Source organism: Cognatilysobacter lacus (assembly GCF_008274655.1).
GTDB classification, from domain to species: domain Bacteria; phylum Pseudomonadota; class Gammaproteobacteria; order Xanthomonadales; family Xanthomonadaceae; genus Cognatilysobacter; species Cognatilysobacter lacus.
On sequence record NZ_VTRV01000131.1, the window covers coordinates 1 to 7,886 of the forward strand.

The 7,886-nt window shown below is 67.6% G+C and carries 11 protein-coding genes; 7 read left to right on the forward strand and 4 right to left on the reverse strand.

Annotated features, from left to right (window positions below; translation table 11 throughout):
• The first annotated feature begins 245 nt into the window (after nucleotides 1-245).
• From FW784_RS10920 to FW784_RS10945, 6 genes are read left to right on the forward strand one after another with little or no spacing between them, the layout of a single operon-like run.
• Entirely contained in the window at nucleotides 246-1,019 is a 774-nt protein-coding gene (locus FW784_RS10920) for an SIMPL domain-containing protein (RefSeq protein ID WP_187770781.1), read from the forward strand.
• 3 nt (nucleotides 1,020-1,022) lie between these two features.
• Nucleotides 1,023-1,601 carry an anthranilate synthase component II gene (locus FW784_RS10925; protein ID WP_149353376.1) on the forward strand — a complete coding sequence of 193 codons (579 nt, stop codon included), beginning with the start codon at nucleotides 1,023-1,025 and terminating at the stop codon, nucleotides 1,599-1,601.
• 2 nt (nucleotides 1,602-1,603) lie between these two features.
• A complete protein-coding gene (gene trpD / locus FW784_RS10930) occupies nucleotides 1,604-2,638 on the forward strand; it encodes an anthranilate phosphoribosyltransferase (protein ID WP_149353384.1) in 1,035 nt (344 codons plus the stop codon).
• On the forward strand, nucleotides 2,635-2,976 hold the full coding sequence (locus FW784_RS10935; RefSeq protein WP_149353377.1) for an antibiotic biosynthesis monooxygenase family protein: 342 nt from the start codon (nucleotides 2,635-2,637) through the stop codon (nucleotides 2,974-2,976). The genes trpD and FW784_RS10935 overlap by 4 nt, the downstream gene beginning before the upstream one ends.
• Nucleotides 2,973-3,761, forward strand: coding sequence for an indole-3-glycerol phosphate synthase TrpC (gene trpC, locus FW784_RS10940; protein WP_149353378.1), 789 nt, complete (start codon nucleotides 2,973-2,975; stop codon nucleotides 3,759-3,761). The genes FW784_RS10935 and trpC overlap by 4 nt, the downstream gene beginning before the upstream one ends.
• 2 nt (nucleotides 3,762-3,763) lie before the next feature.
• On the forward strand, nucleotides 3,764-4,492 hold the full coding sequence (locus tag FW784_RS10945; protein WP_149353385.1) for a haloacid dehalogenase-like hydrolase: 729 nt from the start codon (nucleotides 3,764-3,766) through the stop codon (nucleotides 4,490-4,492).
• Between the two features lie 69 nt (nucleotides 4,493-4,561).
• Here the strand turns inward: FW784_RS10945 and FW784_RS10950 are convergent, their stop codons facing one another.
• Nucleotides 4,562-5,011, reverse strand: coding sequence for a GNAT family N-acetyltransferase (locus tag FW784_RS10950; RefSeq protein ID WP_235893660.1), 450 nt, complete (start codon nucleotides 5,009-5,011; stop codon nucleotides 4,562-4,564).
• Nucleotides 5,012-5,023: 12 nt separating this feature from the next.
• Nucleotides 5,024-5,710 (reverse strand): cAMP-activated global transcriptional regulator CRP, encoded by a 687-nt coding sequence (gene crp / locus FW784_RS10955; protein WP_149353380.1) that lies wholly within the window; start codon nucleotides 5,708-5,710, stop codon nucleotides 5,024-5,026.
• Nucleotides 5,711-5,894: 184 nt separating this feature from the next.
• Between crp and speD the strand changes: the two genes are divergently transcribed.
• Nucleotides 5,895-6,689 (forward strand): adenosylmethionine decarboxylase, encoded by a 795-nt coding sequence (gene speD, locus FW784_RS10960; protein WP_149353381.1) that lies wholly within the window; start codon nucleotides 5,895-5,897, stop codon nucleotides 6,687-6,689.
• Between the two features lie 146 nt (nucleotides 6,690-6,835).
• On the opposite strand, the gene coq7 is transcribed toward speD, so the two are convergent.
• Both coq7 and FW784_RS10970 read right to left on the reverse strand, forming a co-directional pair.
• Complete coding sequence (gene coq7 / locus FW784_RS10965) at nucleotides 6,836-7,483, reverse strand: 2-polyprenyl-3-methyl-6-methoxy-1,4-benzoquinone monooxygenase (RefSeq protein ID WP_149353382.1); 648 nt, start codon at nucleotides 7,481-7,483, stop codon at nucleotides 6,836-6,838.
• A 23-nt stretch (nucleotides 7,484-7,506) separates the two neighbouring features.
• A partial coding sequence (locus FW784_RS10970) for a heterodisulfide reductase-related iron-sulfur binding cluster (RefSeq protein WP_187770782.1) occupies nucleotides 7,507-7,886 on the reverse strand: 380 nt, incomplete at its 5' end.

Consider the following 7,886-nt stretch of genomic DNA (forward strand, 5'->3'; position numbering starts at 1 on the left):
GCCGGTTTCCGCGAGCCGCTACAGTAGGCGCATGCACCGCGCCGCGCCCCGTCCGTTCCCGCATGCCGACGCCGGTTGGCGATGGTGGCCCCGCGCCACCGTCCGCCCCGACCCGTCGCCGTCCGAGGAACCCGCGCGTGCCGTCCGCACTTCGTCCTAATTCCAATCCCGCTTTGCCCGTCCGCGCCGCCGTCCTCCGGCGGCTGGTCGCCGTGCGCCCGTTTTCCCGCCGAAGGATTGACCCGATGCGTCGACTCGTCGCAAGCGTCCTGCTGATCTTCACTGCCGGCGCCGCGCAGGCCCAGGTCAATGCCCTGCCGCCCACGCGCCACATCCTGGTCTACGGCGATGCGCAGGCGCGCGCGATTCCGGATCGTTTCCGGATCAAGGTCGACTTCGACGCGGTCGACCGCAACGCTGGCGAGGCGCGCCGTCGCGTGGAGGCGTCCGTCGCGTCCATCGTCGACCGACTGCATGGCGCGGGCGTGGGCGACGATGACATCGTCGCAACCTCGCTCTCGGTCAGCCCGAAGACGCACAACGACCCGCGGACCGACGAGCAGGTCTTCGTCGGCACCGAGGTCGAGCGGTCGCTTACCGCGCGCTTCGACGCCAAGGAAAAGCTGGAAGGCTTCCTGCGGGGCCTGCAGACATCGAAGGAACTGTCGGTGTCGGACATCACCACCGAACTCTCCGACGAACCGACACTTCGCAAGGCGCTGCGCGTGAAGGCGATCGAGTCGACGCGCGAGAAGGCGGAGACGATCGCGAAAGCCTACGGCGCACGGCTGGGTGCGCTGTACAGCGTGTCCGACGTCGCACCGCAGTTCCAGTACGGAATTTCATCCGGTAGCTGGCCGGCCGGCTTCGAATGGTATGCGGGTCGGCAGGAATTGGGCCGCGTTGAAGTCACAGGAAGCCGGATCCGTGGCTCGGGCATGCAGTCCACCACGGCGCTCCAGTCCGGATACGTCACCTACACCGACCGCATCTACGCGGTCTTCCTGCTCGCGGACTGAACCATGCTGTTGATGATCGACAACTACGACAGCTTCACCTGGAACCTCGTGCAGTACCTGCAGACGCTGGGGGCCGAGGTGAAGGTGGTGCGCAACGACGAACTTTCCGTCGGGCAGATCGCTGCACTTGAACCGCAGCGCATCGTCGTTTCGCCCGGGCCGTGCACGCCCAACGAAGCGGGCGTGTGCGTCGACGTGATCCGCGAGCTCGGCCCGCGGGTTCCCCTGCTGGGCGTGTGCCTCGGCCACCAGGGCATCGGCCAGGCCTTCGGCGGCGACGTGGTGCGCGCGAAGACGATCATGCACGGCAAGACCTCGCACATCCGGCACGAAGGGCAGGGCGTGTTTGCCGGGCTGCCCGATGCGTATGAGGCGACGCGTTACCACTCGCTGGTGGTCGCGCGCGAAACGCTGCCGGCGTCGCTCGAAGTGACCGCGTGGACGGAGGACGAAACGGGCGGCCTCGACGAGATCATGGGGCTGCGCCACCGCGAATTCCCGATCGAAGGCGTGCAGTTCCATCCGGAATCGATCCTGACCCAGCACGGCCACGCACTGCTGCGGAACTTCCTGGAACGATGAGCATGGGCTTTACACCGCAGCAGGCGTTGCAGCGCACGATCGAGCATCGCGAGATCTTCTTCGACGAGATGGTCGACCTGATGCGCATGATCATGCGCGGCGAAGTCAGCCCGGCCATGACCGCCGCGATCCTCACGGGCCTGCGGGTCAAGAAGGAAACCGTCGGGGAGATCGCGGGCGCCGCCAAGGTGATGCGCGAATTCGCGCTGCCGGTGGAGGTCGCCGATCGCCGTCACCTCGTCGACATCGTCGGCACCGGGGGCGATGGCGCCAGCACCTTCAACATTTCGACCGCGAGCATGTTCGTGGTGGCGGGCGCGGGCGGAAAGGTCGCCAAGCACGGCGGCCGTAGCGTCTCGTCGAGTTCGGGTAGCGCGGACGTGCTGGAGTCGCTCGGCGCCCACATCGAGCTGTCCTCCGAGCGCGTCGCCCAGTGCATCGCCCGCACGGGCATCGGCTTCATGTTCGCGCCGCTTCATCATCCCGCGATGAAGACGGTGGCGCCGGTGCGCCGCGAAATGGGGGTGCGCACGCTGTTCAACATCCTCGGGCCGCTGACGAACCCGGCGGGCGCGCCGAACATCCTGATGGGCGTGTTCCATGCGGACCTCGTGGGCATCCAGGTGCGCGTGTTGCAGGAACTCGGCGCCGAGCGCGCGATGGTGGTCTGGGGGCGCGACGGCATGGACGAGCTGTCGCTGGGCGCGGCAACGCTCGTGGGCGAACTGCGCGACGGCGTGGTTCGCGAATACGAAGTGCACCCGGAGGACTTCGGAATTTCGATGGCCGCGAGCCGCAACCTGCGCGTCGCCGACGCGGCCGAGTCGCGTGCGATGCTGATGCTCGCGCTCGAAGACGAACCCGGCCTGCCGCGCGAAATCGTCTCGCTCAACGCAGGCGCGGCGTTGTACGTCGCGGGTCTCGCCGAATCGATCGCGGACGGCATCACGCTGGCGCGGCGCACGATTGCCTCGGGCGCGGCGCGCGAAAAACTGCACCAGTTCGTCGCGGCCACGCGCGAACTCGCTGTCGCATGATCGCGGGCTTCGCCTCGACCCCGGCACCGCCGTACTGGATGGTGTCGTTCACCTCGGCGCGCACTGCTGTCGATGGCGACGCCTACGCCGAAGCAGCCGCGCGCATGCTCGAGCTCGCATCGATTCAACCGGGATTCCTCGGCGCCGAGTCGGTACGCGACAGCGCGGGACTCGGCATCACGTTGTCGTACTGGACCGACGAAGCGGCGATCGCGGCGTGGCGGGCCCATCCCGAGCACGCGGCGGTGCGCGCGCGCGGGCGCGCAGACTGGTATGAGCATTTCGAAGTGCGCGTGGCGAAGGTCGAGCGCGCCTATTCCGGAAGGGCCGATGCATGAGTGACATCCTCAACACCATCCTTGCGCGCAAGGCCGAGGAGATCGAACAGCGCTCGCGCGTGCGTTCACTCGCCGACCTCAAGGCGCGCGCAGCCGATTCGCCACCGCCGCGCGGCTTCGTCGATGCGATCCGCGCCAAGCATGCGCAGGGCCTGTCGGCCGTGATCGCGGAAGCCAAGAAGGCGAGCCCGTCGAAAGGCCTGATCCGCCCCGACTTCGACCCGTCGCAAATCGCACGCAGTTACGAAGCCGGCGGCGCAGCGTGCCTGTCGGTGCTCACCGACGTCGATTTCTTCCAGGGCAGCAACCTGTACCTCGGGCTTGCGCATCGCGCGTGCTCGCTGCCGATCCTGCGCAAGGATTTCACCATCGATCCGTACCAGGTCCACGAAGCGCGCTTCATCGGCGCCGACGCGATCCTGCTGATCGTCGCCGCGCTGGATGATTCGCAACTGGTCGACATGGCGAACCTCGCGATGGAGCTCGGCATGGACGTGCTCGTCGAAGTGCACGACATCGACGAGCTCGAGCGCGCGCTGCAGACCGACTGCGAACTGATCGGCGTCAACAACCGCAACCTGCGCACGTTCGAGGTTTCGCTCGACACCACGCTCGAGCTGAAGCAGGCGGTGCCCACCGACCGCATCCTGGTCACCGAGAGCGGCATCTCGACGCCGGCCGACGTGGCGAAGATGCGCGATGCCGGGATCCGCACGTTCCTCGTCGGCGAACGTTTCATGCGCGAAGCCGATCCGGGCGCCGCGCTGCAGCGGCTCTTCGCGTGACGGTGGAGCGTGTTCCGTATCCGCCGGTGGCCAGTGACGCGCCGCTGGTGGTCTTCGACTTCGACCACACGCTCTACGACGGCGACTCCGGCAGCCATCTATTCGCCTGGCTGATCCGCCGCAGTGCATGGCGCACGTTGCTGGCCGCGCTGATCGCGCCGGTGGCTGCACCGATGATCGCGTTCCTGCCGACGCGTCGGCACGGCATCGGCGCCTTCGCGTGGGTGGGCACCATTCGGGAGGCGTGCGAATTCGACTCGCTGGTCGATGCCTACGTCCGGCAGCACACCGAAGAGATCCGTGCGCGGTTGTTGCCGGTAGCCCTGGACGTGTTGCATCGGCATCGGCTGTCGGGCGACCGCGTGGTGGTCGCGACCGGCGCACCGCCGCGGCTGGCGTCGGCGATTCTCGGCTTCGTCGCGCATGAGGATGTGCCGGTGGTGGGCACGCAGGTCGAACGCTTCTTCGGTGGCATTCGTGCCGCCCGTCATTGCCACCACGCGATGAAGATGACGATGCTGCGCGATGCCGGCTTCGATGCGCCGATCGCCATCGCATACTCCGACAGCACCGCCGACCTGCCGTTGTTGCTGGCAGCAGCGCGGCCCGTGGTGGTGAATCCCAAGCCCGGCGGCATCGACGTCTTCCGCGCGCGGCTGCCGGCCGGCACGCCCATGCTCAACTGGGGCTGTCCGGCGCGCGCCGGACAGCCGGTGCTGCTCGGCGGCTGACACGGTTGCGGGACAACGAGATTCAAGGCCGCGCGATCGAACGCGCCGGCCGCGTGTCGTCAGCGCTGCTCAGTCGCCGAGCAGCTTCGCGAAATGAAGCGACGCATCGTCATAGCCGCAGCTGCGGTAGAAAGTATGGGCGTTCCCGCGACTGCCGGCGGCAGTGACTTCGATGCGCGCGGCGCCGGCCTGCCGCGCAATGCCTTCCACTTCACGCAGCAGCCGGCGGCCCACGCCCTGCCGCTCGCATGCGGGCGCCACGACGAGGGCGGTGATGCGTGCCTGTTCGGCGCCGCGCGCCAGCGAGTAGCGCAGTTCCATGCCGACCATCCCGCATACATGGCCGGCGATCTCGGCCAGCAGCAGGCGCTGGCGCGGGTCGGAAAGCACGGCGGCAATGCGGTCGGCCGCACCGTCGCGGTCACAGGGATAGCCGAGCGCCTCGAGGAGCGGGGCGACGTCGCTCGCGTCGCCGATGCTCGCATCGCGAATGCGGATGCCGTCGGACGACTCCTGCATCATCGCCGAGCCTCAGCGAGTCCCGTACAGGACGACGGTCTTGCCGCGCGCATGCAGGATGCCGTCGGTCTGCAGCTTCTTGAGCACGCGACCGGCCATCTCGCGCGAGCAGCCGACCAGGCGCGACAGCTCCTGGCGCGACACGCGGATCTGCGTGCCCTGCGGATGGCTCATCGCCTCGGGTTCCTTCGACAGGTCGTGCAGCGTGCGCACGATGCGGTCGGTGACGTCCAGGAAGGCCAGGCGCCCGGCCTTGCGGCTGGTGTCGAGCAGGCGCCGGGAGATCTGGGCGCCGATCGAATACAGCAGCTTGGGCGCGTCGGTCGACAGCCGGGTCATCAGCAGGTCGTAGAAGCGCTCGTGGCCGATTTCCGCGAGCTCGCAGGCGGTGCGGGTGCGCAGCGTCACCTCGCGGCGGTCGCTCTCGATGAAAAGGCCCATCTCGCCGACGAACTGTCCGGGCCCGAAATAGCCCAGCACCAGCTCGCGGCCGTCCTCCTCCTCGTTGATGATGCTCACCGAGCCGGAGATGACGAAATACAGGGTGGTCGCCGAGTCGCCGGGCCGGAACACGTCGGTTCGCGACGGATAGCGGCGGCGGTGGCAGTGCGCGAGGAAGCGGTCGATGGCCGCGTTGTCGGGCATCAACGGGCTCTGCGGGCGCCGCGGCGCGGTCGGGTATGCCAGGTCGGGGGACATGGGCCGGGCTCTGGAGGAATTAACCGACTATATAGACCATCCGGCGCGAAGGGCCAATCCCGTCACCCTTTGCATTTGCGGCTGTTCGCGGGGCGAGCGTGCGTCGCTCCACAGGATTCGTCCCCCGCTCACCCGCGATGCCCCATAATCCGCGGTCTTCTTACAGACACCGGGATCCACGCACGTGGTCAAGCCACTGCCGCGCCTGCGGCTCCAGGGGTTCAATAACCTGACCAAGGCGTTGTCGTTCAACATCTACGACATCTCCTATGCCGCGTCCGAGGATGAGCGCCAGCGCTACATCCAGTACATCGACGAGGCGTACAACGCCGACCGCCTGACGCAGATCCTGACGGACGTCGCCGAGATCATCGGCGCCAACATCCTGAACATCGCGCGCCAGGACTACGACCCGCAGGGCGCGTCGGTGACGATCCTCATCTCGGAAGAACCGGTGATCGAGCGCAAGGACGCCGGCCGCGAGCTGATCTCCGACGCTGTCGTCGCGCACATGGACAAGTCGCACATCACGGTGCACACGTATCCGGAGACGCATCCGGACAACGGCATCGCGACGTTCCGCGCCGACATCGACGTCGCGACATGCGGCGTCATCTCTCCGCTGAAGGCGCTCAACTACCTGATCGAGAGCTTCGAATCCGACATCGTCGTGCTCGACTACCGCGTCCGCGGCTTCACCCGAGACATCAAGGGCAAGAAACACTACATCGACCACAAGATCAATTCGATCCAGGAATACCTGGCGAAGAACGTCAAGAGCCGGTACGAGATGATCGACGTCAACGTCTACCAGGAAAACATCTTCCACACGAAGATGCACCTGAAGGACTTCGACCTCGATACCTACCTGTTCGAAGAGAAGTCGAAGAACCTGTCGTTCAAGGACCGCCTCAAGATCGAAGCGCGGCTGAAGCGCGAGATCGAGGAGCTGTACCACGGGCGCAACCTCATCGACTGAGCCGCGATGTCTGGCGCAGAAGAAGCCCGCTCAGGCGGGCTTTCTTTTTGGGCTGGACGTCGATCTCACCGAGTGCTCGTGCCGGTGTGCCAACCGAGGTCGATGGGTAAGCGCGATCCAGCGGGCCGGCGCCGTCGTACCTGCGGTCAGACCCGATACGCGACGGTCTTCATCAGCTTCGACGCCAGCGCCATCGCCTGCGGAATCGGGGCAGGCAGCGTGCGCGCGCCGGCGGCCTGCGCATTGTCGGCGTGCCGCGCCTCGTCGTCCTTCATGACTTCGAGGATCGCGCGGCTGCGCGCGTCGGCCGCCGGGAGCGAGACCAGGTGCTCGCCGATGTGCGCCTCGACCTGGCGCTCGGTTTCGACCACGAAGCCGAGGTTCCAGCCGTCGCCGCGCAAGCCCGCCGCGAGCCCGATCGCGTAGCTGCCCGCGTACCACAGCGGATTCAGCAGGCTGGGCCGGCTGTCGAGTTCGCGCAGGCGGTCGGCGCACCAGGCCAGATGGTCGGTCTCTTCCTGCGCGGCGTGCAGCAACTGTTCGCGCGTTCGCGCGTCGCGGGCGACCGACGCCTGTCCGACGTACAGCGCCTGCGCGCAGACCTCGCCGACGTGGTTGATGCGCATCAGCCCGGCCGCGTGCCGCCGATCGACGTCGTCGAGCACGATGTCCGGCTTCGCGGCGGCGGGATTGCTGCGCAGGGCGGTCGGGTTTCCCGCGACGGTCTCGAGCGCGCGTTGGGCGGCGACGATCCAGCGATCGACGGCGGTGAGGCGGCGTGGAGTGGCGTGCATGGGCGAAGTCTACGGTCGGGACGTCAATTCGGGATGTCGAGGCAGGCGGCGAGGAAGTCGACGGGATGCTGCACCGGCACGCGTGCCGCGTTGGCCAGATGGAGTCGGCAGCCGATGTTCGCGCTGATCAGGCGCGCGACACCGCTGGCTTCGAGCTGATCGAGCAGTGGTGCGCGGAACGAGGCGGCGCGCCCCGGGTCGACGAGCATCGTGCTGCCTGCGGCACCGCAGCAGCCGAAGCCGGCGTCGAGCATCACGACGTCGAGGCCGGGTATCGCGGCTAGCAGCCGCTGCAGCGATGCCGTGCTGCCGACGACGCTCCGCTGCGTGCAAGGCACATGCAGGGCGATGCGCTCATCGCGGCGCCGGAAGCGCAGCTCGCCCACACGCGCGGCGAGCAGGT